We start from the raw sequence: 23,612 nt of genomic DNA on the forward strand, positions 1-23,612 counted from the left end.
CATGCCGTCATCTTTCACCGTTCGGCCCTTAGGTTCGAACATAGGCGCCGAAGTGCTTGATCTAGATCCCGCTTCAGTATTTTTGCCGCAAACGCTGGCGGCACTTGAGGCAGCACTGGTTAAACATGAAGCCCTTGTACTGCACGTCCCACAGTTGCGACCAGAGCAACACTTGGCGATTGCCAAGCATTTTGGTGAACCTGAAGTTCATACCTTCTATCCCAACCTGGGCGAAGGATTTGAACAGATCACTGTGATCGACTCCAAGCTGGGTGATCGTGCGGATATGTGGCATCACGACGAGAGTTTTCTTCCCAGCCCGCCAATCGTCACCATGACCCATGCGCAAATCTTGCCGCCGGTGGGCGGCGACACCTGCTGGATCAGCATGACCACTGCCTACGACGCTTTGTCTGAGCGCATGAAGCAGTACCTCGACGGCCTTAGTGCGTGGCATGACATGAACGGACCGATGACCACAGCGCTGCGCCAGAACGTCGTCACTCACGACCGTTACCTTGAAGTGATCAACATGAACCGTCGGCACTTGCATCCACTGGTGATCAAGCATCCGATGTCAGGTCGCAAGGCGTTGTACTTGAGCCCGACGTACACCACCCATATCGATGGCCTGACCATCCTTGAAAGCGATGCGGTTCTGGCCTACCTGCACGCCCAGTGCCAACAGGTTCAATTTGGCTTTCGTCACCGCTGGACTGTCGGCGACATGGTGATCTGGGATAACCGCAGCGTGCTCCACAATGCCATCCTGGATTACCAACCGCACCAGCGCCGTATGCAGCGCGCCTCGGTATTCGCTCGCAACACCGCCAACGCGTGACTCATCAATGGTTGATCACCCTGATGTGTGGGTGGCTCAAGGGGAATACCTATGTTGCAAGACAAGCTGAACCAAGACCTGTTGGCTCGATACACACCCAAGCCGGGGCGTTATGCGCTGCTGCCTGAACTCACCCCACAACAAACACTGGCGCTGCTGTGCCGGGTGTTGTTTCGCGAGGGCTATAACGACCACATCGCCGGTCACATCACTGTTCGCCAGGACGACGGCACCTACTTGGCCAACCCATGGGAGCTTACCTGGGGAGAAGTGAGCGCCTCGGACATCGTGCGCCTCGATCACCAGGGCACGGTAATCGGAGGTGAATGGAACATCACCCCGGCCATCAACTTGCATATGGACTTGCACGCCGCACGACCGGATGTGCACGTGGTTATCCACAACCATCCGCAGTGGGGTTCGGTGTGGTCGGCGGCCGGGCGCATCCCCTCTGTCTACGACCAGACATCCGCCTTGGTTGACACCGACCCGGTGCTCTATGACGAGTATCGCGGCACGGTGGAAGACACCGAATTGGGCCGCGCCGTGGTAGGCGCACTCGGTACAAACAAATGGGCGCTGCTCGCCAACCACGGCGTACTGGTTGTGGCCAACGGCATTCGCCAGGCACATTTACGAGCGATCACATTGGAGTGGCGTAGTCGTTTGGCTTGGCATGTTGAGGCGCTGGGTGGGGGCGCGCCGTTACCTGGCCATGTGGTGGATGCTACCGGCAGGCGAACCGATACGAATGGGTTTCCGTTTTTGTGGGAGGCCATGGCGCGGGAGGAAATCCGGCGTGATCGGGGTGTTCTTGAATAAGTGTTTCTAGACCTGGAAACGGCGGCATCTACCGATGTAGATGTCGCCGGCACTCGGTACTTTCCTTGGATCGGATTCATGCCGCTGTGTTAGGTGCCCTCCCCCTCGTGCATGGATGACTTCCCGGAAGGTGGAGTGGTTGCTGTAGGAAATGGTCGAGACTTATCGGTTAGTGGCGTGGTTTCGCTCATGGTTTGGCGCTGAATCTTCAGAATTTCCCGATTCCATGTAGTCCATTTCCGAATCATACTTTTGCCGCACTTGTGGCATTGCGATGGCCTTATGAGGGCTCTAGTCTCGGCGGGTCGTTGGTGTTCAACGACCGGTTTTGACAGACCGTTTACTGAGTTCGGATCACATGTGCATCGCTTGACGGCGGCTGTGCGTGGGGCACATTCGTGTGCGCCGAGTTCCGATATCCTCGGTCTGTCAACCCGCGTACAGCTGCCACCTATTTGTTTGACAGCAGAGACTTGGTAGCTCCACCGATGTCGGAGTTAGTCATGTTGAAAGTAGTCCCTGATCCACCAAGCGCCATCAATCAGTCTCTCGAAGACGTCCTCATCCAAATCTCCGAATACATGGTCTGCGCTCTGACCATCGCGCAACAGACAGTCCTGCTGCACTCCAGCGCCCCTGGCCAGGTGCTTACCCTGGCCACCATGCACGAAATCGAAAACGCCCAAAACCTGATCGAAGTGGCCTTGAGCAAGGTGCAGTTGAAGCACTGAGCCACGAACAGGCGAGCACCGGCTTTGTTTCGGCAAGGCTGGTTGCTTTGGGGGTGGTTTTTTTGAGGAGTGGGATGGATGAGCGAGAAGTCAGTTGGCAACCGCGGTTCAGGGTTTAGAACGATAGGTGTCGGGGTGTTTGGTGAGGGGGTAAGCGGTACTGCGGATGATCGACTGTTCCGGGTTGAGCCTGGGCATGATGCTGGGTTTGTTCTGGAACAGGCTGCGCTGCTGATGGGGTGTGTGGGGAAGCTGACTCAGCATGTGATGTTCGAGCAGGATGAAGCGATGCTCTGCGCTGCGCATTATTTGAGTGGAATGGCGAAGGCGCTGGTTGAAGATTTGGCGCATGGGATGGTGTAAGGATTACTCCTATCGGAGAATTCTGCACTTACCCTGGCGCAAGTTTTCGAAGCGCCTGGAATTACATTCAATAATGGAGAGTGCAATGTTCTCGTCCGAGCGACTGAAAGGTATCGATGTCTTTGTCGCGGTCGCTGATTTTGGCAGCTTCACCGCTGCCGCCGAACGACTGAACCTCACAAGCTCGGCGGTAAGCAAAAGCGTGGCACGTTTGGAGAGTCGACTAGGGACTCGTCTTTTCAACCGCACGACGAGAAGTCTGGCTCTTACCGAGGCCGGTGTCGTTTTCTACAGAACGTGCGCATCCGTTTTGACGGATCTCGAAGAAGCCGAGCATGCAATTATCGCCGAGAACAATGAGCCTCATGGCAGAGTACGGATCGATCTTCCGGCCTCCTTTGGGCGGCTACACGTTCTTCCCTTGATCATGGACTTTGTGCGCCTTCACCCCATGCTTCAACCCCACATCTCTTTCACTGATCGCTTCATCGATCCTGTATACGAAGGCATTGATATCGTCGTGCGCATTGGTGGCGCTGATGTTTGGCCGGCGAATCTTGGCCATCAGTATTTCGGCGCTCAGCGCTTGATGTTCTGCGCATCCCCTGAGTACCTCGAACAACATGGCACCCCGCAATGTGAGCGTGATCTCGATAACCACCATTGCGTTGGATATGGGCAAAGCGACGGATTGGTCAGCCCATGGTTCTTTAGAGGGCGTCAGCCGGGAGAAATGGAGCGCCGAACTGTCCACACGCGCATTGCGGTGGGCGATGGCGAGGGAGAAGTAGCGGCGGTGCTTGCCGGCTTCGGCATAGGCCAATTACCGACGTGGCTCACTCAGCGCCACATTGAGCAGGAAACGCTTGTAGAGGTGCTACCAGATTTATCCACAGATGGCCTGCCGATGAATCTGGTCTGGTTGAAAAGTCGAGAGGGGCAACCCAAGGTTCGAGCGCTACTGGACTATCTACTTCCCAGGTTAACGCCGCACGGCGCACATCCTACTGTACTGCCTTTGGGCTGAATGCATAACGGAGCAGTAATCGCGCACGACAATGCGCCAGCCTGACTCACAGACGGCGCAGCGAACCAACATGCTCCACTTGCTAAGGGGCAAGCTTGCGAACGATCGGAATCAGCGCCAAAGCGATCACCGCTACTGCGGATGCCACGTAGCCTAGATATTCAACCCCAAGGCTTGGAATTGTCATACCCCCAACAATGGCACCGATACCAATGCCTGCGTTAGCTGCCGATACGTTGGTGGTGCCCGCCAGTGCCTGAGAGTGGGAAACCGAACTCATGACTCGCACCTGGCTTACCGGATAAAGAGCAGTATTGGCGATTCCCCAAAGGCCAAGAGCAGCGCAGAAGATCAGCCCTGCATGTGCAAGTGGCGCAATGGCGGCCATACCAATGCTGAGCACTATCAGAAAGAGCGCAGTGGCCTTGATTGGGGACTTGTCGACGGCCTTGCCACCGATCCAGTTACCGACCAGGCCAATTGCGCCAAATGCCATCAGCCACCATCCGACATGCTCCGGCGCCACACCTGCCATTCGCTCAAGGACATCGGCCAGGTAGGTGTAAGCGGTGAACATGGCTGTAAAAACCACCACCGAAAGGAACACATTGGCAAGGAAATAGGGCTCTTTGAAGATGCGTGCTTGCTTTAAAAAATCCACCTTCGCAGTGCGAGCGACAGTGGGCATGTACACCGACATCGCAATCGCCATGATCAGCGACAAACCTGCCAGCAACCAAAACGCACCTCGCCAGCCAATCGCATTCGACACAACTGTGCCCACTGGAATACCGAACAGCATTGCCGCCGAGATGCCCAGGTACACTTTCGAGATAGCTTGGCCAGATCGCTGTGGGCCCGCCAGCTGTCCAGCCGTTTCACTGGCCGTTCCCCAGAAAACCGGTAGCGCTAAAGCAGGCACCACACGGGCGACAGCGAGGAGCCAAAAGCTGTCGGACACGGCCGCTAAGGCGTTTGCTGCGGCGAAGATCAGCAGGATCGAGATAAATAGTTTTTTCCGATCGAGGTGAGAAAGCGCAGCCGTCAGGGGTGGGCCAAAGATCATTACTGTGAAGGCAAATAGGGTAACCAACTGCCCTGCCACAGAGATTGAAATACCAAGATCTCTGGCAAGGGCAGGCAGCAAACCCACGATCAGAAACTCGGTCGTTACGATGAGAAAGGCCGCAGAGGCCAAGATGGCAATGCTCAGCCCAACCCCCTTCGTGGAAGAAGCGGCTTGGGTAAGGGATTCATAGGCAGACATATGCGGGTGCTCAGGTTGGTATGCCTGTCAGTCTATTGGTAATTAATTTTCCTATTTTTGGCGGATTTTCATTGCACTAGTGAGGGTTTTTCATTAATTGCGCGTTTGGTGTCATTTGAGCGGAGCAATTGGCGGATCGTGTTCGAAGTGGCTTTTAGATGGGTGCTTCTGCCCAATAACCCTTACCTAAGACAGCGATCGGACCATTGCTGCACTTCGCCAATGGCTGCTTCCGACTCAAAAAGCTGGCCACCGGTTGAGTCCATGCAGCCAACAGTGGCCAGTCAGCTATGGTCGCGTTCTCCAGCTTCGCTACCCTCGCTGAGGAAAAGCACGCTGCAAAGCGGCCTCAGCTTTCTTTCACGAAATCCTGCTTCGTCCTCCCGCGAACACTCTGCTCAGGGTGTTTCATTGATTGCGCTGATGATTACTATCGTACGGCTTGCCTGTTTGGTGGCTTCAGGTAAGCAACCGGTGCAATAAGCACTACGGAAATGTCGTACCTTACATAGCCACGTCTCATTGTTTTATAGATATTACAGCGCATTTTCCCCTCTCCCCGAGGAGGAATTACTTTAATAACTTCATATCCTCTGTCCCGCCCCCTGGTTGCATCTAAGCTCGACGGCGCAGAAACCAGCTCTCCCGTCTCAATCCTGGATATCACAAGATCCTTCGGTGTAGTTAAGCGCGACCTTAGCCTTGCTTCATAATACAAACCCTTGAGTCCCCGGGCACTCAGAGTCACACACATATCATCCCACTGCGTCTTGAGCGTTTTGCCATCCTTCTTGGGGGGCCACCGCACAAAGCCACCCTCAATAGACCAGACTTCTTTTTTCAGCAAATTTTCACCTTCTGGTCGAAGTCCAGGGGTGTCCGCAGCGAAAAAATAGTTAGCCATCGGTGGAAAAGCTGCGGATAATAAACGCGGGTTGATGTTGGCGAGGCTCTGTTTTACATACGCCTCTGTATACCATCGAGCCTCGACAAATACTCTGTCTTTGTTGTTCTCCGCGTAGGCTCCATTGAGGACGGCCAAGGAAAAAACGGTTGTAGCAATCACACCGAAGTTCATGTGAGATCCTTTCTCGCTTTGATCTGAGCCGGCCGATATGTAGACAACCGTACGCCAGCAGCAGTTGAGTGAAATTTCCGCAGATTACAGACGCAGTTCCAGGTTCGTCTCGACCGATTTTTGTCTGTCATAACAGGCCGCTCTGGGGCGTTTTCTGCCTTGGGTTACGGGCAGAAAACGGCCCATAGCTGACGCTCAGAAATCCACAATCCGTCTCTCTAAAGTGTCTTGGTGAAAGGCTAAAAGATCTTCTCGCGTCGATAGGGACAATGTTTCGTTAGCTTGGTAACGAAGAGTAGATGAACACACACCAAACTGGATAACGATAACGTCTCGTTCCTGCTCACTACGATTAGGTGAACCGCCGTGCAGAGTGCCTGAGTGCAGTGCCAGGCAAGCGCCGGGCACTACTTCAGGGCAAAACGCGGCGTCTATAGGGGTGTCGATTTGAATGTGGGAACCAGGAACTACTGCTGTGCCGCCATTGCGAGCAGACATGAACTGAAGCGGGATCAGTAACCGCAAAGTGCGTCCATCATGGCTGGCGAAGTATTTATTTTCAGCGTCCCGATGCCACCCAATGGCGGGACCTATCTCGCTGGGTTTGCGTGTGAGATTGCAGAAGTGAAAGCGCAGATCGCTGGGTGCACACTCGAGTAGTTCGGCGACGCAGGTCCAGATGGACTGCTGGGAGAGTAGTCGCGCAAAACGGGAGTCCAGAGCGAGGAGGTCGCCGATGATGAAGGGCTCGAGCTTCCATCGATCTGGTTCAATGTCTGGATTGCGCTGTGGATGTTGCCGGCTAACGTCGCTAATGGCGACTCCAACAGACAATGCTGTCGGCTCACTGCCCCGATAGCGATCAACCAGGTCGGTGACCAGCTCTTGTGTAAACGCCAGTTCTTGTTCACAAATGAGTCTGGGTATTACTGAATATCCATGGGAGGCAAATTTCACAGTCCTTGTGTTCAAAGCAGGCTCCGGTTGCAAGATAGCCGATGTCTCAGGTAGCGCGAGCCTACGGATGTGAAGATGAGTCGTCCATCTCTGTCTGCTTTTGGCTGTGGATTCAACCGGTCGATGCAACACAACTAAATTCTCCTGAAGCGATCAGTACGGATTGCAAAGATCCGGGCTTTTCTTATAATCGCGATTAATTCACATTCACATCTAGAGCAGGAAGCACTCGGTGTCCTACGCGCACCCTCCCACCACCTTCCATCGCGAAGCAGTTCATGACCTCTACCGGGATCATGCACAGTGGTTACACAGCTGGATCCGCAGACGCCTTGGCGACAATGATCGGGCCGCTGATATTACGCAGGACACGTTCGTACGCTTGATCAGCAGTGCAATCAGGCAGGCACCACGTGAACCACGTAGCTACCTCGCTACTGTGGCCAGGCGTGTGATGATCGACCAACTGCGTAGGCGAAACCTGGAGCAGGCTTACCTGGATTTCCTGGCTCGCCAACCGGCACTGGAGGAATGTTCCCCCGAAGAACGCCTGCTCATGCTGGAAACACTCATGCAACTGGATGCCATGCTCGACGGGCTCGGCAACAAGGCGCGCCAGGCTTTTTTATACGTGCAACTCGATGGTTTGACCTATTCGCAGGTGGCCGAGCAACTCGGCATCTCGGTGAGCTCCGTCACGAAGTACATGGCAAAGGCCACCGAGCATTGCCTGCTGTTCGCTTTTGACGCGCAGTTGTGAACCCAGCCAGTCAACGCCAGGCCTTGAAAGAGGCAGCCCAATGGCACGCGAGGCTTTGCGGCAACCCACGTTGCGCAGTTACCCAGGCACAATGGCAAGCATGGTGTGACGCGGATACCGTGAATGGCTGGGCCTGGATACAGCTGGAGCAGCTCCAGACAAGCTTTCATGGTGTATCCGGCCCCTTGGCACGGCATGCGCTTGCAGCAGGTGCGATCGAACCTGCGCGGCGCACCGTGCTCAAGGGGCTTATGCTCGCGCTCGGCGCCTCCGGGGTTGCCTGGACAGGCTGTCGCAATGCTCCCATATGGCTCGCCGATACGCGGACCGAAACGGGCGAGCGCCGTCGGATCACCTTGGACGATGGCACGCGCTTGTCACTCAATACACGCTCTGCGGTAGACATCCAGTACAACACCGAGCAGCGCCTGATTACGCTGCGGGAGGGGGAGATATTTGTCGAGACGGCAGCCGATCCACGTCCAATGTGGGTCCGCAGCCCCCATGGTGCCATGCGTCCGCTGGGTACCCGCTTCGATGTACGACTGTTTCCAGACCACACCAAGTTGGTGGTAGTCGAGCACGCCGTCGAAGTGCGCAACGCTGCGACCCGCCAAGCGGTCAAGGTGAATGCGGGGATGAGCCTGGCCTTCGATAACGGTGTCCTGCCCGAGCCCAGCATCGCCGACCTGGGAATGACCGAGTGGAATGTAGGCCGTCTGGTTTTCGATGGTTGGCGCCTCGACCGAGCACTCGCCGAGCTTCAACGCTATCGCCCCGGCTTTCTGCGGTGCAGCAACGATATTGCAGGCTTGCGCCTTTCCGGGGTTTATCCGCTGGACGATAGCGATAGCGTCCTGGCCGCCATCGCACAGGCATTGAAGCTGAAAATCGAGACCCGCACGCGCTACTGGGTAACGCTCACATCGCTCGGATAAAAAATCTGCCGACCATTGTCGGTTTGGCTTCTCTCGTACGAGCTCTTTTACATAACGCCCTTCCCGGCATTGAAAGGAGCCGTCATGCCGCGCATCGTACACCGCCCCAAAGCACGTCGCACACTCATTACTCCCCTGCTGCTGGGCGGGGCAATGTCAATCCATGCGGGGTTGCTGTACCCCTTGTTCTCACCTGCTGCATCGGCCCATGCCGAACAGGCTGTGCGCGACTACAATATTCCCTCCGGGCCGCTCGGGCCGGCACTCAACAGGTTCGCCAAGGAATCCGGCGTGTTGCTGTCGTTCAACGCGACACTGACGCAAGGGCTCGAAACAGATGGGTTGAGAGGGCGGCTCAGCGTCGAGCAAGGGTTTGCGCGACTCTTGGCTGACCATTCGCTACACGTACTGCACATTGAAAACCGTTATGTGCTGACCACCCATGTCGAGTCCGATTCAGCGATGCAGCTGGACGCGACCAGCATTAACGGACAAGGCTTGGGCACGACCACTGAAGGCACCGGTTCCTACACAACTGGCCTCACCAGTACCGCAACCCGGTTGGGACTCTCGCCGCGAGAAACGCCCCAGTCCGTCAGTGTCGTCACGCGCCAGCAGATGGACGACCAGAACATGCAGTCGCTGGAAGACGTTGCCAAGGCCGCGACGGGCATCAGCACGGTCAAAGGGTTCGGCACAGAGCGCCCGCTGTACTACTCACGCGGGTTTCAGGTCGACGACCTGCAGTTCGATGGCCTGCCGAGCAGTGTCACCGAAAGTTTCTCAATGGACGTCATGTCCGTGAACAACATGGCCATCTACGACCGGGTGGAAATCGTCCGGGGCGCAAACGGCCTGATGCAAGGGGCAGGTAACCCGTCTGCGGCGATCAACATGGTGCGCAAGCGACCGACGCGTGATTACCAGCTCAAGGCGGAAATCGGCGCAGGCTCGTGGGACAACTACCGCACCCAGCTCGATGTCGGCGGCCCGCTGAACGCTGAGGGCACTCTGCGTGGCCGCACGGTGCTGATGTACAACACGAAAAACAGCTACCAGGACTACGCTGGCAAGGACAACCAGCTGTTCTACGCCATCGGCGAAGCAGACCTGAGCGACGCGACCACGGTCGCGGTGGGTGCATCCTTCCAGCAGGACAACAACAATGGCTACGACTGGGGTGGTTTGCCCACCCACCTGGACGGTAGCTCGTACAACTTCTCGCGCGCGAAGTCGTTCGCCGGCAATTGGGCCTACCTGGACAAGACCAACCGCAACGTCTTCGCCGATATCAAGCACCGCTTCAACGAAGACTGGAACCTCACCGTCGCTACCAACCTGATCTGGTCCAACGCCGACTTTCTCGCACAGGTTGGCTATCACACCAACGAGACGGATTCGACGATGCGGTATTGGCCGAACAGCGCCCGTTACGATGACGAGCAGGTCAACCTCGACGCGGCGCTCAACGGCGCATTCACCCTGCTGGGGCGCAAGCATGAAGTGGTGATAGGGACCAACATGCGCCGCGACAGGCTGCAGTACGTCACTGGCTCAGCCAGTGTGAATCCTACAGTCGACATCTTGGACTTCGACACCTCGAAGTTCCCCAAGCCGCAGATAGTGGGCAACCTGACGCACAGCCGACATGTGCGTAAGGACAAGGGGGTCTACGTCGCCACGCGCCTCAATCCGATGGACGATCTGCACGTCATCCTCGGCAGCCGCTTGAGCTGGGTCGACTATGACACCCAAGGTCCGTGGGAAACCGATCGGTTCAAGGAAAATCGCAAGGTCATTCCCTACGGCGGTATCGTCTACGACCTCACGGACAACACCTCGGTCTACGCCAGCTATACCGAGATCTACAAGATGCAAAGCAACTACAGTGTCGACAACAAATTGCTGGAGCCGACGACCGGCAGCAACTACGAGGTCGGCGTGAAGAGCGAGCTGCTCGATGGTCGTTTGAATACCGCCCTCGCGCTGTTCCAGGTGGATCAGACCGGCCTACCACAGGTGGTGCCCGAGGCAGGGCGCGTGTGCGGGCCCTCGCGCGATGCGCGGTGCTACACCAAGGGTGCCAAGGTGCGAAACCGCGGGTTCGATGCAGAGGTTTCAGGTGAATTGATGCCCGGTTGGAATGCGTCGATGGGCTACACCTACAGTCATCCGCAATACGTCGCCGGTAGCAACAAGGGCGACACCTATGGCACTGAGAACTCGCCACAGCGACTGTTCAAGGCCGCCACCACCTATCAACTGCCCGGCGGGTTCGATCAATGGCGAGTGGGTGCCAACCTTTACCATCAGAGCAAGCTGTACCTGAATGATATTTCCCAGAGCGCCTACAACCTGGTGGACTTGAACGCCAACTTCCGGATTGACCATAACCTGAGCGTTCAACTGAACCTCAACAACATTTTCGACGAGAAGTACTACACCGCGATTTTCAGTCAGAACACTGGCAACTATTACGGTGAACCCCGCAACTTTGCCGTTACGCTGCGCTATGAGAACTAATCTCTAGTCGGACATTTCAGAGCGCTCTGAATCGCCCCCCTTGGCAGATACCGTCCAAGGGGCGGCTCTTGGCTTTTAGCCGATCTAAACCAACGGCCGCTTTGGTCCAGGCTGTGTGAAAAGACCTGCGATTGCCTAACCTTCTGATCGTCGGGATCGTAGCGGATCTATGGCTATCTCAATCGGATTCAGTCCTGCCACCGGCTTGAGCGCGAGACACAGCGCAAGGTCGAGCTGATGTGGCTAACGGGTCGGTTGGCTCCCGACTTCAAGTAGCAAATTCAAAGCCGTGAATAACCGCGACCGCAACTTCACACAAGGCAAGATCAAGGCGCGCATGCAGCAGATCGAGCAGAGCATTTACCGCTATCTTGCGGCGATGGATTCGGCGGATCGGGCAGTGCCGGAAGTGGCCGGACCGGAGCCAAGACTGAGCGGTTGAAAGACAAAATCGAAAAGCTGAAACAGCAGATGACGAAGCTCAAGGACATTGAAGCGCAACTTCACGCCAGCCCAGATCAGCAAATCTCTCTTACCGATCCTGATACACGCTCAATGGCCACGAGTGGCCGAGGTACTGGCACGGTTGGCTACAACGTACAGACAGCAGTCGATGACAAACACCATCTGATCCTTACCCATGAAGCCACCAATATTGGCAATGACCGAACGCAGCTGAGCAATATGGCGAACCAGGCACGCGAAGAAATTCATGCTGAGTCGCTGACAGTGGTAGCCGATCGAGGCTTTTTCAAAGGTTCGGAAATTCTTGCTTGCGAGCAGGCCGGGATCCTCACTTTTGTACCGAAGCCGCTGACATCAAGCAGCAAAGCGCAAGGCCGATTCGGCAAGCAGGACTTTATCTACATCGCTGCATCGGATGAATACCGATGCCCTGCGGATCAGCTACTGAGCCGCAGGCATTCTTCGGTGGAAGACGGCATGTTGCTGCACTCCTACTGGTTCTCTGGCTGCCAAACTGCTCCATGCAGAAGCAGTGTACGACGGGTAAGGAACGCTACCCCTATATCGGCTGGCAGCTGTCGGATTCCGATGCAACGCCATAACGAAAAAAACCGCCAAAAGGCGGGTTTTACGGGGGTTCCAGAGATTTTTGTAGCCTTCGCTGGAACCTGAACTGGTGCCGGAGACAGGAATCGAACCTGCGACCTTCGCGTTACGAGTGCGCTGCTCTACCGACTGAGCTACACCGGCGTGGCACCAACGCTACCACTGCCGGGTCGCTTGCGCAATTCACTGTTTAATAACAGGTATTGATCACTTCTGCGCGGCGCTTTCTGCTGGTTTGCAGCCAGCCGGGGCGAGGTCTTCTTCCAGGGTGCTGGTGCAGGCCCAGCCTGTGGCCGAGCGGGTCAGGCTGAGGGTTTTGCCGGCGGCGGTGGCCGGGGCGTCGACCAGGGTGCAGACGATGCTGCCCACGCCTGTGGCTGCGGTGCCGGTGGCGGTGATGGCGCAGTTGCTGGTAGTGGCCTGGCCGCCCAGGGCGGTTACGTCGGTGATGTCTTTGCCTTGGTTGATGCGTACATCGAACGGGGTTTTCAAGGCGGAGATTTCCACCAGGGCAGCGGTGGCTTTGGTGCGTACCTGGTGGTTGGTGTACATGGGTAAGGCGATGGTCGCCAGGATGCCGATGATTGCTACGACGATCATCAGTTCGATCAAGGTAATGCCGCGTTGCCCTTTCATGGACGTTGTTCCTCGCAATTTCAGTTCCGGTCGGTGGCGTTCAGGGCCGGCCGCCAACAGACGCGCCAGTAGGCCCGAATAGACACCTTTTGTCACCCTGCGCCGGTTATTCGTTGATGCCGGCTCGACTACTCTAGTGAGCAGCGGGCAGCTCTGCTCGCTGCACCGGCCTCGAAGCTGTTTCGGGGTTTGTGCGGGCCACGCAGCAAGGATGTCGCGATGACCGAAAAAACCTATAGCTACCACTGGCAAGGCACCACGGCACAAGGGGCGCGGATAAGCGGTGAATGCCGCGAGCGCAGCCCTGCCCTGCTGCGCGCAGGGTTACGTAAACGCGGTATTCGGCCGGTAAGGGTCGAGCGGGTGCATGCCAGGCTTTGGCGCAGGCGTAGCACATTGGGTACTGGTGAGTTGTGTCAGTTCAGTCGCCAGCTTGCCAGTTTGATTTGTTCGGGTGTGGCGCTGTTGCAGGCGCTTGAGGTGATCGCGCAAAGCAGCAGTAACGCGGCGCTGATCACTCTGATAGCAGCGCTTAAAACGGATATTGGCGCCGGCGCCAATCTGGCGGATGCCTTGCGCAAACATCCTCGTTACTTCGATGCGCTGTACTGCAATCTGGTGGCCACCGGGGAGCAGTCCGGCAGCCTGGAGAGCGTGCTCGAACACGTTGCCCGCTTGCAGGAGCAGCGGCAGGCTATGGCTGCTCGGTTGAAAAAGGCCATGACCTATCCGCTGATTGTGCTGCTGACGGGGTTGGGGGTTTCCAGCTTGTTGTTGCTGGAGGTTGTGCCGCAGTTTCAGGCGATGTTCAGTGGTTTTGGTGCAGAGCTACCGGCGTTTACGCGGGGTGTAATCGCCTTGTCTGACTGGTTGGGGCGTTACCTGGGTTGGTTGTTGCTGTGTGCGGTCGCCGGGCTATGGGCGTTGCGTCAGGCGTATCGGCGGCAACCGGGGTTTCGTCTTGGCTGTTTGCGCTTGGCGCTGAAGCTGCCGGTGCTGGGGGCGTTGTTGAGCAACGCGGCATTAGCGCGTTTTGCTCGCACGCTGTCGACGTCGTTTGCCGCCGGGGTGCCATTGGTGGAGGCGTTGGGGCCGGTGGCCGGTGCCTGTGGCAATCCGTTGTATGAGCAAGCGGTGCTGCGCCTGCGCAAGCATCTGGCCGGTGGGCAGTCGTTGAGTGGGGCGATGGCGGGCAGTGAGGTGTTTCCGCGCTTGATGCAACAGATGTGCGCCATTGGCGAGACAGGCGGCACGCTGGACGATATGCTCGCCAGAGTCGCCAGCCATTATGAAAGCGCGGTCGAACGCTCGCTCGACAACCTGGCCAGCCTGCTCGAACCTATGATCGTGTTGATTCTCGGGGTGCTGGTGGGCAGCCTGGTGATCGCCATGTACCTGCCAATCTTTCAGTTGGGTAGTGTGATCTGAACATGGACTTGATGGATACGCTGGCCAGCCAGCCGCTGTTTTATCTGTGCCTTGCCCTGGTTCTGGGGCTGATTGTCGGCAGCTTTCTCAATGTGCTGGTGCATCGCTTGCCGATCATGCTGCAACAGCAATGGCAGGCGGAAGCACGCGAGGTGCTGGATTTGCCCAGCGAAGAACCGGCCGAGCGCTACGATCTGATTCTGCCCGCCTCTCACTGTCCGCACTGCGGGCATCGCATTCGCGCTTGGGAAAATATTCCGTTGCTGAGTTATTTGCTGCTGCGCGGACGCTGCAGCAGTTGCCAAAGCGCCATCAGTGTTCGCTATCCGCTGGTGGAGGTGCTGTGTGCGGGTTTGACGGTGTTCGCCGCCTGGCACCTGGGCGCGAGCATTGCCGCACTGGCATTGATGGTGTTCAGTTGGGGGCTGTTGTCGATGAGCCTTATCGACATGCAGCACCGACTGTTGCCCGATGCCCTAGTGCTGCCGCTGCTATGGCTTGGACTGATCGTTAATGCGTTCGAGCTTTTCGTGCCGCTTGAAGATGCCTTGTGGGGTGCGGTCGGGGGCTACTTGAGCCTGTGGTCGGTGTTCTGGCTGTTCAAGATCATCACCGGCAAGGAAGGCATGGGCTATGGCGATTTCAAGTTGCTGGCACTGATCGGCGCCTGGGGCGGCTGGCAGATTTTGCCGCTTACGCTGCTGTTGTCGTCGGTGCTGGGCGCGGTAATCGGGCTGATTATGCTGCGTTTCAAGGGCGAGAAGGCCAGCACGCCGATCCCCTTTGGTCCTTATCTGGCCATCGCGGGCTGGATCGCACTGCTCTGGGGTGGTCAAATAACCACTTCTTATCTGAAACTCTCTGGAATGTGATGACCACCGCTGCTTTCACTCCGTGGATTCTTGGCCTCACTGGCGGCATCGGCAGCGGCAAGAGCGCTGCCGCCCAGCGCTTTGTCGAACTGGGCGTGCATCTGGTGGATGCCGATCAGGCTGCGCGCTGGGTGGTGGAGCCGGGACGTCCGGCATTGGCCAGTATTGTCGAGCGCTTCGGCCCGGGTGTGTTGCTGGAAGATGGGCAACTCGATCGCGCGGCGCTGCGCCAACTGATCTTCAGCGATCCGGAGCAACGGCGCTGGCTGGAAGCCCTGCTGCATCCGTTGATCGGTCAGGAGATTTTCAGTTACCTGGCCAAGGCTGAGTCGCCTTATGCGGTGTTCGTTTCGCCGCTGATGGTGGAGTCGGGTCAGTTTCAACGCACCCAACGTTTGTTGGTGATCGATGCGCCGCAAGAGCTGCAAATTCAGCGCACGCTGTTGCGCGATCAAACCAGCCCCGAGCAGGTGCAGGCCATTCTCAAGGCCCAGGCCAGCCGCGAAGAGCGCCTGCGCCACGCCCACGATGTGCTGGTCAATGACCGCGACCTGACCTGGCTGCATTCGCAGGTCGACCGCCTGCACAACTTTTACCTGACTTTGCGAGGAGGCCAAGCATGAGCCAACCGATGACCGTAGAATGCCCGACCTGTGGCGCCCCTGTTGAATGGAACGCCGCCAGCACCTTCCGGCCCTTCTGTTCCGATCGCTGCAAGCTGATCGATCTCGGTGCCTGGGCGGCTGAAGAGCATAAAATCCCGGTGGCCCCCGAGGCAGAAGATGAGCTGTTTTCCGGCGAGCTAGATCCCCGCGCCCACCACTGATTCAACGCCCGGCGTCGTCGTCCTTCCAGGGTGCTTGCAGGTAGCGGGTGCGGTTGAAGGTTTCCAGCCACTCCGGGCAAAACACCACCAGGGCGCTGACCACCATGCCATTGATAAAGGCTTCGGGAAAAATGATCAGCCACAGATAGCCGATAAAGTCTTCGATCCACTCCGGCATCACAAAGCGCCCGTCGATCCATAGCAAGCCCAGCCCGATCAGCAGGCACAGCAGTGCCGCCAGGGCTGCGGCGAAAAATCCCGAACAGAATATGTACACGAAGAGGTTTTTCGGCTGCGCGCGCTCGACCAGAATGGCGCACACCTCGGTCACCAGCACCGGCAGGCCGATAAACAGCAGGCCGTTGACACCCATGGCGGCAAGGTCCTGACGGCCCATCAAAATGAGCCCGACCTGGGCCAGCAGTCCGGCCACAATCGCCAGCGGCCAATCCAGCAGCAAGGTGACGGCGGTCAAGCCGATGAAGTGATACGACACGCCGTTGTCGAAATCGCGGCGCACCAGCCACAGCGCGAACAACGCGAACACCGCGCCGAACAGCAAGTGCTGGCGCCGGCTGTCGGTGAACAGCTCCACCCAGCCCGTACGCGCCACCGCCCACAGCAGCAATACAACATAGCCGCCCCAACCCAGGGTCAGGCTGAGGTCAGACAGCACTTGTGCATCGATCACGGTAATGAAGCCTTCAGCAACGTCTTTGCTGGGAGTCTACACCGCTACGCAGCAGCCTGTGCCGCTTGCGCGGACGGGTTCGTCATCGCACTGGCGGGCAGCCGTGCGTGGATAGCCTCAAGCGCAACGCGTGATTTCATGTATACAAAAACAAATAATTCTGCTTACATTATTCGACGCCTACGACATCGGTAATCGCCGGTGCGTATTGCGACGGTTAATGCCATGCAACACCCACAGCAGCTCGAGCTTATCGAGCATCACCCCCAAATGCCGCACGCCACTGACTGCGATACTTGCTCCAGTAATCGCCTCAGCAATGAGTTCGCCATTATCTCGTTCGCCAAGAACGCCGCCCAACGCCTTTTCGACCCCTTGGTTGATGCCCCCATCGAGGGCAATACCCAGGCGGGCGATTATTTGCTGATGCGCCAGGCAATTCACTGATTCGACACCGCACCGGATGCCGCGAGCGTTGCTCATGTCGCAGATCGGGTGCCGATTAAAAATCCAGCTGAAAACCAGACTCCCCACAGGAGAGGAATCCCCATGCCCAAGACTTTACTGGTCAAGAACGCCGAACTTCTGGTGACCATGGATGGCCAGCGCCGCGAAATCAAACGCGGCGGTATGTTCATCGAAGACAACGTAATCAAACAGGTCGGCCCAAGCGACGAGCTGCCGCAGCACGCCGATGTGATTTTGGACATGACCGGCAAAGTGGTCATTCCAGGCCTGGTCAACACCCACCACCACATGTACCAGAGCCTCACTCGCGTGGTGCCGTCTGCCCAGGACGGCGAGCTGTTCAATTGGCTGAACAACCTCTATCCGATCTGGGCACGACTGACGCCGGAGATGATTTCGGTGTCGACGCAAACAGCGATGGCCGAGTTGATTCTCTCGGGTTGCACCACCTCCAGCGACCACCTGTATATCTACCCCAACGGCTGCAAGCTCGACGACAGCATCCATGCCGCCGAGGAAATCGGCATGCGCTTCCACGCCGCGCGCGGCAGCATGAGCGTTGGCCGTAGCCAGGGCGGCCTGCCGCCGGATTCGGTAGTAGAGAAGGAAAGCGATATTCTCAAGGAGTCGCAGCGCCTGATCGAGGACTACCACGACGCCAGCCATGGTTCGATGCTGCGCGTAGTGGTGGCGCCCTGCTCGCCGTTTTCGGTAAGCCGTGACTTGATGCGCGAAGCCGCGGTGCTGGCGCGTAACTACGGGGTGTCGATGCACACCCACCTTGCGGAAAACGTCAACGACATCGCCTACAGCCGCGAGAAATTCGGCATGACCCCTGCCGAGTACGCCGAGGACCTGGGTTGGGTCGGCCATGACGTATGGCACGCCCACTGTGTGCAGCTCGACCAGCACGGTATCGAGTTGTTCGCTCGCACCGGCACCGGTGTAGCTCACTGCCCATGCTCGAACATGCGCCTGGCCTCGGGTATCGCGCCGATTCGCAAGATGCGCGACCACGGCGTACCGGTTGGCCTCGGCGTCGACGGTTCAGCCTCCAACGATGGCGCCAGCATGATCGGTGAAGTACGCCAGGCCCTGCTGCTGCAACGCGTTGGCTTTGGGCCCGACGCCATGACCGCACGCGAAGCGCTGGAGATCGCCACCCTGGGCGGCGCCAAGGTCCTCAACCGTAATGATATCGGTGCGCTGAGCCCTGGCATGGTAGCCGACTTCGTCGCTTTCGACCTGGGCCACCTGGCCTATGCCGGCGCGCTTCACGATCCGCTGGCGGCGTTGGTGTTCTGCACCCCCACGCACGTTGATACCAGCGTGATCAACGGCCGTGTGGTGGTCAAGGACGGACGCATCACCACCGTCGACCTGCCGCTGGTGCTGGAGCGTCACAATCAGCTGGCCCGTCAGTTGGTCAGCGGCGAGTAATCCCCTCAAGCCGTTGCGCTGCGTATGGAGTGCTACGGCTCGGCCACTGTAATTGATTCACCCTGCAAACCATCGACTGCGACTGAAACCGTGCTGTTAGACGCATCAAAATAACAAAAGCGAGCTACTCACCATGACTTCTACTGCTTCAACTCGTCCCGAAGACGAGAACCTCGGCGTGGGCGCCAACCTGGCCTACGGCCTTCAGCATGTGCTGACGATGTATGGAGGAATCATTGCGGTACCCTTGATTATTGGTCAGGCGGCGGGCCTTTCCTCTGCCGAGGTTGGCCTGCTGATCGCCGCTTCGCTGTTCGCTGGCGGCTTGGCTACGTTGCTGCAAACCCTCGGTATTCCTTTCTTCGGCTGTCGCCTTCCGCTGGTTCAGGGCGTGTCGTTCGCCGGCGTGGCGACCATGGTCACGATTATTGGCGGTGACGGCACGGGCGGTTTGTCGGTGGTGTTCGGGGCGGTGATCGTATCGTCGTTGATCGGCCTGCTGATTACGCCGCTGTTTTCGCGCATCATCAAATTCTTTCCGCCGCTGGTGACGGGCATTGTTATCACCACCATCGGCCTGACGCTGATGCCGGTCACGGCGCGCTGGGCCATGGGCGGCAACAGCCAGGCCGCAGACTTTGGCAGCACGGCGAACATTTCCCTGGCGGCATTCACGCTGGTCACCGTACTGTTGTTGAGCAAGCTGGGCAGCGCCAGCATCTCGCGCCTGTCGATCCTGCTTGCGATTGTCATCGGCACGCTGGCCGCGATGACCCTGGGCATGGCCGACTTTTCCCAGGCGCTTCAAGGCCCGTGGGTAGCAATGCCCGAGGTTCTGCACTTTGGCGCGCCGCAATTTCAAATCGCCGCCATCTTGTCGATGCTGATCGTGATTATCGTGACCATGGTCGAGACCTCGGCAGACATTCTCGCCGTGGGCGAAATCATCGACACCAAGGTCGACTCCAAACGCCTGGGTAACGGCCTGCGGGCAGACATGATTTCCAGCGCACTGGCGCCGCTGGTAGGTTCTTTCACCCAGAGTGCCTTTGCCCAGAACGTTGGCCTGGTGGCCGTGACCGGTGTGAAAAGCCGTTACGTGGTGGCGTCAGCCGGGATGATTCTGGTGACCCTCGGTTTACTGCCCGTGATGGGGCGACTGGTTGCCGCCGTTCCCACTGCTGTACTCGGTGGTGCCGGTCTGGTGTTGTTCGGTACGGTTGCAGCCAGTGGTATCCGTACGTTGGCGCAGGTGGACTATCGCAACAACATGAACCTGATCATCGTCGCCACCTCGATTGGCTTCGGCATGATTCCCATCGCCGCGCCTAGCTTCTATCAGCACTTCCCGGTGTGGTTCGAGACCATTTTCCACTCGGGCATCAGCTCGGCCGCGATCATGGCCATTCTGCTCAACCTGTTGTTCAACCATGTGCGTGCCGGCAACTCTGACCAGCAGTCGGTGTTCGTCGCCGCCAGCGAGCGCACCTTGCGCTATCGCGATATTGCCGGTCTCAACGAGGGTGATTTTTTCCGCGAGGGCAAGTTGTACGACTGCGAAGGTAAAGAGGTGCCGATTGTGGACACCGATGAGGAGCACGTCGCTGGCTCCGCGCTTGGTAAAAAACGTGTCGAGCCAGTGCACTGACCAGCACTGAAACCAGCTAGCGACGTTTCGACGTCGCTTTCGGCCTTATAGTGAATGGTTGCCAAGGGAGTCGATTACGCCAGACTTTATTCATGAAGACACAATAGAACGCTAAGCTTGTCCTCATGGATGACTCAGATTACCTGCGCCTGCTAACCATTCAGGCCGAACAAGCCAATGCGTTCTTATCCAATGCCCGTAAGTGGGAACGTGAGCGTTGGGTATGCCAACGCCTGCTGCAAGGGTTGAATATTCCTTACCGTAGCGAAGACTTCAGCCCTGCTGGGCAAGAGCCGCCCGACGTGCTGTTTCGCGATGCAGCGTTTGAAGTTTTTTTCGTGCTCGATGAAGGTCGAAGGCTCAATGATGAGTGGCGCGAGGAGCTGCAACGGCGACGCAGTGCTTTTTCCTTGAGCCAGTTGGTGCGCCGCGAAGCGCGGCCACGGCGCATCAGTGCCCAGGAGCTACTGCAGCGTTTGGCGCCGACTTTGCGCAAAAAGGCGCATAACTATCAGGAGCGTGGGCTGGATCTGAGCGAACTGGACATCATTGCTTTCGCCAGCCTCAAGCGCGAAGTGCTCGATCTGAACAGCCACTTTCCGCCGCCGACCGAATACCTTCGCCAGGGCTGGCGTTCACTCTCGCTGGTGGGACCGACCTTTGCCCGGGTGTTGTTCGCTCATCCCGATGCGCCCGATTTCTTGCGTGGCAACCTTGGCCGCAGCATTGTTTTCGACGTAGGTATCAGCCTTTGAGATGGCCCCCTGCCAACGCGCAATGGCATAAATTGCGCGGCGGTGATACAAAGCGCAATCATTCGTCATAAAGCTGCTGCGTGACTGCGCCCTGGGTCCTGTGCAAACAACTACAGTGAACCTGTAGCTTCCAATCAGTCACCAGCGTCTACCTGACGAGGCCCTCATGACCAGCCGCCTGAATCCCGAAGACCAACGTCGTGTCGATCAATACCTGCAAGCACCCCAGCATCAAGTCGAGCGCAAGCCTTTCAGGCCCTGGCTGCTCCTTTGTATGGTGGTGCTGGTGACGATTGGCCTGGGTCTGTTGAGCCGCCTTTTGAGTACCCTGGTGCTATGAGCTGCCTTGCGCTCGCCCACTACGCCCGCCCTGCGCGGCCTATCACTCAATACCCGAATTCCGTAAACCTTATGAGATATCTCCATGACTCACCGTATCGTGATTGTCGGCGGCGGCGCCGGCGGCCTGGAACTGGCGACCCGCCTGGGTAAAACCCTGGGCAAGAAGGGCAGCGCCAGCATTACCCTGGTCGACGCCAACCTGACTCACATCTGGAAGCCGTTGCTGCACGAAGTAGCCGCCGGCTCGCTGAACTCCTCGGAAGACGAACTGAACTACGTGGCCCAGGCCAAGTGGAATCATTTCCAGTTCCAGCTCGGGCGCATGAGTGGCCTGGACCGCGAGAGCAAGCAAATCCAGCTCGCCGCAACCCTCGACGAAGAGGGCCGCGAGCTGCTGCCTGCGCGCACCTTGGGTTATGACACGCTGGTGATCGCCGTCGGCAGTAACACCAACGACTTCGGCACCCTCGGGGCCGCCCAGAACTGCCTGTTTCTGGATACTCGTAAACAGGCCGAACGTTTTCATCAGCAGTTGCTCAACCATTACCTGCGCGCTCATGCCGGGGATCAGGCGAATGAAACCATCAGCGTGGCAATTGTTGGCGCTGGCGCCACGGGTGTCGAGCTGGCCGCCGAGTTGCACCATGCCGCGCACGAGCTGGCCGCCTATGGCCTGGACCGTATCCAGCCCAAGGACATGCACATCACCTTGATCGAAGCAGGCCCGCGGGTTCTGCCGGCGTTGCCGGAACGTATCAGTGTGCCGGTACACCAGACGCTGGAAAAACTCGGCGTTACCGTCATGACCAATGCGTCGGTCAGCGAAGTAACCGAGACCGAGCTTAAAACCAGCAATGGCGATGTAATTCCGGCCAGCCTCAAAGTTTGGGCGGCGGGAATTCGGGCGCCGGGCTTCCTCAAGGATATCGATGGCCTGGAGACTAACCGGATCAATCAGCTGGTTGTTCGCCCTACCCTGCAAACAACCCTGGATGACGATATCTTTGCCTTCGGTGACTGCGCGGCATGCCCGCAGCCGGGTAGCGATCGCAACGTACCGCCACGGGCCCAGGCGGCTCACCAGCAGGCATCGATGCTGGCCAAGTCGTTGAAGGCGCGCCTGGAGGGCAAGCCCTTGCCGACCTACGCCTACCGTGATTATGGCTCGCTGGTATCGCTGTCGCGCTTCTCGGCGGTGGGTAACTTGATGGGCAATTTGACCGGCAGCGTAATGCTTGAAGGGTGGTTGGCGCGGATGTTCTATGTGTCGCTGTATCGCATGCACCAGATGGCGCTGTATGGCACCTTCCGCACCTTGATGCTGATGTTGGGGAGCCGCATTGGCCGTGGCACCGAGCCACGCCTGAAACTGCACTGATACCTGCCTGTGGGCGCCGGTCTTGCTGGCGATGGGGCTGCTGCGTGCAGCCCTATTTGATGACTCGATAGGTGCTCTGCACAAAGCCGTTCTCGAAGGTGGTGCTGCGCATGTGCTGCAGCGCCACATCTTTGCTCAGTGCTCCAAACAGCGGAATGCCGCTGCCAAGCAATACGGGGATGCGGGTGATGGTCAGTTCATCTACCCGCCCCTCACGCAAAAAGCTCTGCACAACCTGGCCACCATCGAGGTACAGGCTTTTCGCGCCAGTGTCGCGCAGGTGATCTATCAGGTCGGCAATCGGTCCTGGATGAACTTCAATCCCTTGCGCCGCCCCCAGGGTGCTGCTCAGCACCACGACTCGCTTGTGCGGATACGGCCATTCGCCAAAGGTGAGGACTTTCTCGTAGGTATTACGGCCCATCACCAGGGTATCGACCGATGCCATATAAGCGGCATAGCCATGGTCGTCGCTGGAGGTGGTGGCGACCATTAGCCAGTCCAGTTCACCGCTCTCGCGGGCAATGAAGCCATCGAGGCTGGTGGCAATGTAAACGGATGCCTTGAGGGTCATGGCGCAGCTCCCTGCAAAAGCGAAATAGTAGCAGGCAATTATTCAGGGCTGCAGAAACGAAAAAAGGGCACCTTTTTCAAGGTGCCCTTTTCTCTGAATATGGTCGGGGTAAGGGGATTCGAACTCCTGACATCCTGCTCCCAAAGCAGGCGCGCTACCGGACTGCGCTATACCCC

24 protein-coding genes, 1 tRNA gene and 1 pseudogene are annotated in these 23,612 nt (G+C 57.8%); 18 read left to right on the forward strand and 8 right to left on the reverse strand.

The window, feature by feature from the left end; genetic code table 11:
• Position 1 precedes the first annotated feature (1 nt).
• From V0R60_RS16890 to V0R60_RS16910, 5 genes are all read left to right on the forward strand, one after another.
• Positions 2-841 carry a TauD/TfdA dioxygenase family protein gene (locus V0R60_RS16890; RefSeq protein ID WP_330080059.1) on the forward strand — a complete coding sequence of 280 codons (840 nt, stop codon included), beginning with the start codon at positions 2-4 and terminating at the stop codon, positions 839-841.
• A gap of 51 nt (positions 842-892) precedes the next feature.
• Entirely contained in the window at positions 893-1,663 is a 771-nt protein-coding gene (locus tag V0R60_RS16895; protein ID WP_330080058.1) for a class II aldolase/adducin family protein, read from the forward strand.
• Positions 1,664-2,166: 503 nt separating this feature from the next.
• Positions 2,167-2,394 (forward strand): hypothetical protein, encoded by a 228-nt coding sequence (locus V0R60_RS16900; RefSeq protein WP_330080057.1) that lies wholly within the window; start codon positions 2,167-2,169, stop codon positions 2,392-2,394.
• Positions 2,395-2,472: 78 nt separating this feature from the next.
• Positions 2,473-2,757: a DUF3077 domain-containing protein gene (locus V0R60_RS16905; protein ID WP_330080056.1), complete on the forward strand. Its 285-nt coding sequence runs from the start codon at positions 2,473-2,475 to the stop codon at positions 2,755-2,757.
• A gap of 85 nt (positions 2,758-2,842) precedes the next feature.
• Positions 2,843-3,784, forward strand: a complete 942-nt coding sequence (locus V0R60_RS16910; RefSeq protein WP_330080055.1) for a LysR substrate-binding domain-containing protein — start codon at positions 2,843-2,845, stop codon at positions 3,782-3,784.
• Positions 3,785-3,866: 82 nt separating this feature from the next.
• On the opposite strand, the gene V0R60_RS16915 is transcribed toward V0R60_RS16910, so the two are convergent.
• The 3 genes from V0R60_RS16915 to V0R60_RS16925 form a co-directional block, all read right to left on the reverse strand.
• The gene (locus tag V0R60_RS16915) at positions 3,867-5,051 is read right to left on the reverse strand and encodes an MFS transporter (RefSeq protein ID WP_330080054.1); all 1,185 of its coding nucleotides are present in this window, start codon (positions 5,049-5,051) and stop codon (positions 3,867-3,869) included.
• 430 nt (positions 5,052-5,481) lie between these two features.
• Positions 5,482-6,129, reverse strand: a complete 648-nt coding sequence (locus tag V0R60_RS16920; RefSeq protein WP_330080053.1) for a hypothetical protein — start codon at positions 6,127-6,129, stop codon at positions 5,482-5,484.
• 195 nt (positions 6,130-6,324) lie between these two features.
• Positions 6,325-7,101: a phytanoyl-CoA dioxygenase family protein gene (locus tag V0R60_RS16925; protein WP_330080052.1), complete on the reverse strand. Its 777-nt coding sequence runs from the start codon at positions 7,099-7,101 to the stop codon at positions 6,325-6,327.
• A gap of 217 nt (positions 7,102-7,318) precedes the next feature.
• On the opposite strand from V0R60_RS16925, the gene V0R60_RS16930 reads away from it, so the two are divergent.
• From V0R60_RS16930 to V0R60_RS16945, 4 genes and pseudogenes are all read left to right on the forward strand, one after another.
• Entirely contained in the window at positions 7,319-7,846 is a 528-nt protein-coding gene (locus V0R60_RS16930) for a sigma-70 family RNA polymerase sigma factor (RefSeq protein WP_330080051.1), read from the forward strand.
• Complete coding sequence (locus V0R60_RS16935; protein WP_330080050.1) at positions 7,843-8,784, forward strand: FecR domain-containing protein; 942 nt, start codon at positions 7,843-7,845, stop codon at positions 8,782-8,784. The genes V0R60_RS16930 and V0R60_RS16935 overlap by 4 nt, the downstream gene beginning before the upstream one ends.
• An 84-nt stretch (positions 8,785-8,868) precedes the next feature.
• A complete protein-coding gene (locus tag V0R60_RS16940) occupies positions 8,869-11,307 on the forward strand; it encodes a TonB-dependent siderophore receptor (RefSeq protein ID WP_330080049.1) in 2,439 nt (812 codons plus the stop codon).
• A 165-nt stretch (positions 11,308-11,472) separates the two neighbouring features.
• Positions 11,473-12,326: pseudogene (locus V0R60_RS16945) on the forward strand (transposase); the annotation flags it as partial.
• A gap of 120 nt (positions 12,327-12,446) precedes the next feature.
• Here the strand turns inward: V0R60_RS16945 and V0R60_RS16950 are convergent.
• Together V0R60_RS16950 and V0R60_RS16955 are read right to left on the reverse strand one after the other, a co-directional pair.
• A tRNA-Thr gene (locus V0R60_RS16950) sits at positions 12,447-12,522 on the reverse strand.
• A gap of 63 nt (positions 12,523-12,585) precedes the next feature.
• The gene (locus tag V0R60_RS16955) at positions 12,586-13,014 is read right to left on the reverse strand and encodes a pilin (RefSeq protein ID WP_330080048.1); all 429 of its coding nucleotides are present in this window, start codon (positions 13,012-13,014) and stop codon (positions 12,586-12,588) included.
• Positions 13,015-13,233: 219 nt separating this feature from the next.
• Between V0R60_RS16955 and V0R60_RS16960 the strand changes: the two genes are divergently transcribed.
• From V0R60_RS16960 to yacG, 4 genes are read left to right on the forward strand one after another with little or no spacing between them, the layout of a single operon-like run.
• A complete protein-coding gene (locus V0R60_RS16960; protein WP_330080047.1) occupies positions 13,234-14,442 on the forward strand; it encodes a type II secretion system F family protein in 1,209 nt (402 codons plus the stop codon).
• 2 nt (positions 14,443-14,444) lie between these two features.
• On the forward strand, positions 14,445-15,314 hold the full coding sequence (locus tag V0R60_RS16965) for a prepilin peptidase (protein WP_330080046.1): 870 nt from the start codon (positions 14,445-14,447) through the stop codon (positions 15,312-15,314).
• Positions 15,314-15,937 carry a dephospho-CoA kinase gene (gene coaE, locus V0R60_RS16970; RefSeq protein ID WP_330080045.1) on the forward strand — a complete coding sequence of 208 codons (624 nt, stop codon included), beginning with the start codon at positions 15,314-15,316 and terminating at the stop codon, positions 15,935-15,937. The genes V0R60_RS16965 and coaE overlap by 1 nt, the downstream gene beginning before the upstream one ends.
• Positions 15,934-16,140: a DNA gyrase inhibitor YacG gene (yacG, locus tag V0R60_RS16975; protein WP_136474503.1), complete on the forward strand. Its 207-nt coding sequence runs from the start codon at positions 15,934-15,936 to the stop codon at positions 16,138-16,140. Before coaE ends, yacG begins: the two co-directional genes overlap by 4 nt.
• Before the next feature lies 1 nt (position 16,141).
• Here the strand turns inward: yacG and V0R60_RS16980 are convergent, their stop codons facing one another.
• Both V0R60_RS16980 and V0R60_RS16985 read right to left on the reverse strand, forming a co-directional pair.
• Positions 16,142-16,831, reverse strand: a complete 690-nt coding sequence (locus tag V0R60_RS16980; protein ID WP_330080044.1) for an energy-coupling factor ABC transporter permease — start codon at positions 16,829-16,831, stop codon at positions 16,142-16,144.
• Positions 16,832-17,011: 180 nt separating this feature from the next.
• Positions 17,012-17,314, reverse strand: a complete 303-nt coding sequence (locus tag V0R60_RS16985) for a hypothetical protein (RefSeq protein ID WP_330080043.1) — start codon at positions 17,312-17,314, stop codon at positions 17,012-17,014.
• A gap of 66 nt (positions 17,315-17,380) precedes the next feature.
• Between V0R60_RS16985 and V0R60_RS16990 the strand changes: the two genes are divergently transcribed.
• The 5 genes from V0R60_RS16990 to V0R60_RS17010 all read left to right on the forward strand — a co-directional run bounded on the left by V0R60_RS16990 (position 17,381) and on the right by V0R60_RS17010 (position 22,862).
• Positions 17,381-18,739: an 8-oxoguanine deaminase gene (locus tag V0R60_RS16990; RefSeq protein WP_330080042.1), complete on the forward strand. Its 1,359-nt coding sequence runs from the start codon at positions 17,381-17,383 to the stop codon at positions 18,737-18,739.
• Between the two features lie 133 nt (positions 18,740-18,872).
• A complete protein-coding gene (locus V0R60_RS16995; RefSeq protein ID WP_136474499.1) occupies positions 18,873-20,387 on the forward strand; it encodes a nucleobase:cation symporter-2 family protein in 1,515 nt (504 codons plus the stop codon).
• A 125-nt stretch (positions 20,388-20,512) separates the two neighbouring features.
• Entirely contained in the window at positions 20,513-21,142 is a 630-nt protein-coding gene (locus V0R60_RS17000; RefSeq protein WP_136474498.1) for a DUF1780 domain-containing protein, read from the forward strand.
• Positions 21,143-21,308: 166 nt separating this feature from the next.
• A complete protein-coding gene (locus V0R60_RS17005; protein ID WP_136474497.1) occupies positions 21,309-21,482 on the forward strand; it encodes a DUF3094 family protein in 174 nt (57 codons plus the stop codon).
• Between the two features lie 84 nt (positions 21,483-21,566).
• A complete protein-coding gene (locus V0R60_RS17010; RefSeq protein WP_330080041.1) occupies positions 21,567-22,862 on the forward strand; it encodes an NAD(P)/FAD-dependent oxidoreductase in 1,296 nt (431 codons plus the stop codon).
• A 52-nt stretch (positions 22,863-22,914) separates the two neighbouring features.
• Here V0R60_RS17010 and V0R60_RS17015 read toward each other — a convergent pair whose 3' ends face one another.
• Positions 22,915-23,436 carry a dihydrofolate reductase family protein gene (locus tag V0R60_RS17015; RefSeq protein WP_136474495.1) on the reverse strand — a complete coding sequence of 174 codons (522 nt, stop codon included), beginning with the start codon at positions 23,434-23,436 and terminating at the stop codon, positions 22,915-22,917.
• Between the last annotated feature and the right edge of the window lie 176 nt (positions 23,437-23,612).

This window comes from Pseudomonas auratipiscis (genome assembly GCF_036324085.1).
In the GTDB taxonomy this organism is placed as follows: Bacteria; Pseudomonadota; Gammaproteobacteria; order Pseudomonadales; family Pseudomonadaceae; genus Aquipseudomonas; species Aquipseudomonas auratipiscis.

What these genes read in the sequence shown, in the direction of transcription:
- V0R60_RS17000 (WP_136474498.1), top strand. Translation starts at nt 20,513, where the DNA reads ATGGATGACTCAGATTACCTGCGCCTGCTAACCATTCAGGCCGAACAA.
- coaE (WP_330080045.1), top strand. Translation starts at nt 15,314, where the DNA reads ATGACCACCGCTGCTTTCACTCCGTGGATTCTTGGCCTCACTGGCGGC.
- V0R60_RS16985 (WP_330080043.1), bottom strand. Translation starts at nt 17,314, where the DNA reads ATGAGCAACGCTCGCGGCATCCGGTGCGGTGTCGAATCAGTGAATTGC.
- yacG (WP_136474503.1), top strand. Translation starts at nt 15,934, where the DNA reads ATGAGCCAACCGATGACCGTAGAATGCCCGACCTGTGGCGCCCCTGTT.
- V0R60_RS16900 (WP_330080057.1), top strand. Translation starts at nt 2,167, where the DNA reads ATGTTGAAAGTAGTCCCTGATCCACCAAGCGCCATCAATCAGTCTCTC.
- V0R60_RS17005 (WP_136474497.1), top strand. Translation starts at nt 21,309, where the DNA reads ATGACCAGCCGCCTGAATCCCGAAGACCAACGTCGTGTCGATCAATAC.
- V0R60_RS16995 (WP_136474499.1), top strand. Translation starts at nt 18,873, where the DNA reads ATGACTTCTACTGCTTCAACTCGTCCCGAAGACGAGAACCTCGGCGTG.
- V0R60_RS16890 (WP_330080059.1), top strand. Translation starts at nt 2, where the DNA reads ATGCCGTCATCTTTCACCGTTCGGCCCTTAGGTTCGAACATAGGCGCC.
- V0R60_RS16915 (WP_330080054.1), bottom strand. Translation starts at nt 5,051, where the DNA reads ATGTCTGCCTATGAATCCCTTACCCAAGCCGCTTCTTCCACGAAGGGG.
- V0R60_RS16895 (WP_330080058.1), top strand. Translation starts at nt 893, where the DNA reads ATGTTGCAAGACAAGCTGAACCAAGACCTGTTGGCTCGATACACACCC.
- V0R60_RS16920 (WP_330080053.1), bottom strand. Translation starts at nt 6,129, where the DNA reads ATGAACTTCGGTGTGATTGCTACAACCGTTTTTTCCTTGGCCGTCCTC.
- V0R60_RS16905 (WP_330080056.1), top strand. Translation starts at nt 2,473, where the DNA reads ATGAGCGAGAAGTCAGTTGGCAACCGCGGTTCAGGGTTTAGAACGATA.
- V0R60_RS17015 (WP_136474495.1), bottom strand. Translation starts at nt 23,436, where the DNA reads ATGACCCTCAAGGCATCCGTTTACATTGCCACCAGCCTCGATGGCTTC.
- V0R60_RS16965 (WP_330080046.1), top strand. Translation starts at nt 14,445, where the DNA reads ATGGACTTGATGGATACGCTGGCCAGCCAGCCGCTGTTTTATCTGTGC.
- V0R60_RS17010 (WP_330080041.1), top strand. Translation starts at nt 21,567, where the DNA reads ATGACTCACCGTATCGTGATTGTCGGCGGCGGCGCCGGCGGCCTGGAA.
- V0R60_RS16910 (WP_330080055.1), top strand. Translation starts at nt 2,843, where the DNA reads ATGTTCTCGTCCGAGCGACTGAAAGGTATCGATGTCTTTGTCGCGGTC.
- V0R60_RS16955 (WP_330080048.1), bottom strand. Translation starts at nt 13,014, where the DNA reads ATGAAAGGGCAACGCGGCATTACCTTGATCGAACTGATGATCGTCGTA.
- V0R60_RS16990 (WP_330080042.1), top strand. Translation starts at nt 17,381, where the DNA reads ATGCCCAAGACTTTACTGGTCAAGAACGCCGAACTTCTGGTGACCATG.
- V0R60_RS16940 (WP_330080049.1), top strand. Translation starts at nt 8,869, where the DNA reads ATGCCGCGCATCGTACACCGCCCCAAAGCACGTCGCACACTCATTACT.
- V0R60_RS16960 (WP_330080047.1), top strand. Translation starts at nt 13,234, where the DNA reads ATGACCGAAAAAACCTATAGCTACCACTGGCAAGGCACCACGGCACAA.